The sequence below is a fragment of the Prevotella sp. CAG:255 genome, assembly GCF_000431195.1.
In the GTDB taxonomy this organism is placed as follows: Bacteria; Bacteroidota; Bacteroidia; order Bacteroidales; family Bacteroidaceae; genus Prevotella; species Prevotella rara.
Window position 1 is genome coordinate 31612 of record NZ_HF986856.1, and the last position, 1212, is coordinate 32823.

General features: G+C 53.7%; 1 protein-coding gene and 1 pseudogene. Both read right to left on the minus strand.

Annotation, left to right across the window (positions count from 1 at the left end; genetic code table 11):
- Positions 1-594, minus strand: a pseudogene (locus QVO66_RS11755) (alkaline phosphatase family protein); the annotation flags it as partial.
- On the minus strand, positions 483-1212 hold a 730-nt coding region (locus QVO66_RS11760), incomplete at its 5' end, for an alkaline phosphatase family protein (protein ID WP_288172855.1). The pseudogene QVO66_RS11755 and the gene QVO66_RS11760, both read right to left, overlap by 112 nt.

Below are 1212 nucleotides of genomic sequence, written 5' to 3' on the forward strand. Positions count from 1 at the left end.
GGCTGTAACAGGACTGCCGATGCTGCCGTTAGGAATCTGTATGTCTATCATGGCGCACACCGTAGGCACGATGTCTGTCATCCACACTCTTTCGTGAGTCTCGCCCGGCTCTACGTGCCATCCCATCAGCAGGAACGGAATATGCGCGTCGTAGGGGTTCCATGTGCCGTGAGTTGTTCCGCCGTCAATCTTCTCTCCATACACATCATAGTTGGCCGGCTGCACTATCAGCTGTATGTCGCCGCTGCGCATGCGGTTGTATCCGTTGATAATCTTCTCGCGGATAAGTGCAGGAACCGTTGCATCCGACACGTGCTCAAGGTCAACCACATAAGCAAACATCGGGTCTTTCTTCAGCCACTCAATGGCAGCCTTCTTCACGTCGTCAAGACTTACCGCCATAGCCTCAACGGCCTCATGGTTGATAAACACCTTGTAGCTGTCTATGCAGCGCACCAGACTGATCTTTGAGCCGAACTTGTTCATGAGATACGTGTCAAGTTCCTTCTCAACCTTCGGCACCACAAAGCCGTCGGCAGGAATTCCGTGTTCGCGCGACAGCAGTATGCTGTTGGCTGCTCCGTGGTCGGCCATGAGGAACAATTGGCTGCTCCGTGGTCGGCCATGAGAAACACGAGATACTGGTCCTTGCCTACATTCTGGTCGAGATAGCCGAACAGGTCGGCCAGACGCTTGTCGAGGTCTACATAAATCTCACGCGTCTTGTCGCTGTGAGTGCCATACTTGTGGCCTATCATGTCTGTGCAAGAGAAGCTTACGGCAAGCAGGTCGGTTACATTGTCGCCGCCGAGCTGCTCTCCTGCCACGGCAGCCTTGGCCATTTCCTCAGTTATCTTGTTGCCGAGCGGCGTGTAGCATATCTGGTCTTTCGTCACCTTGCCGATACTCTTGTTATAGTCAACGGCCCACTTCGGCAGTTCTTTCATATAGTAGGTGCTGCTTATGAAGGTGCCTGTTGAATAGTCAATCCAGTAAGCTCCGTCGGCAGCATGTCCTGCAGGGAGTATTGCGGCACGGTCTTTGAGCGACACACCGATGACTTTTGCCTTAAAGTCGGTGGCTATTTTAAGCTCGTCGCCGATGGTAGTGGTGAGCATGTTGCGGGGCGACATCTTGCCCTCAGCCGACTTGCTGCCTACTGTGCTGACAGTTGAGTCGGAGCAGCAGTACACCATCTTGCCGTTCAGCAGG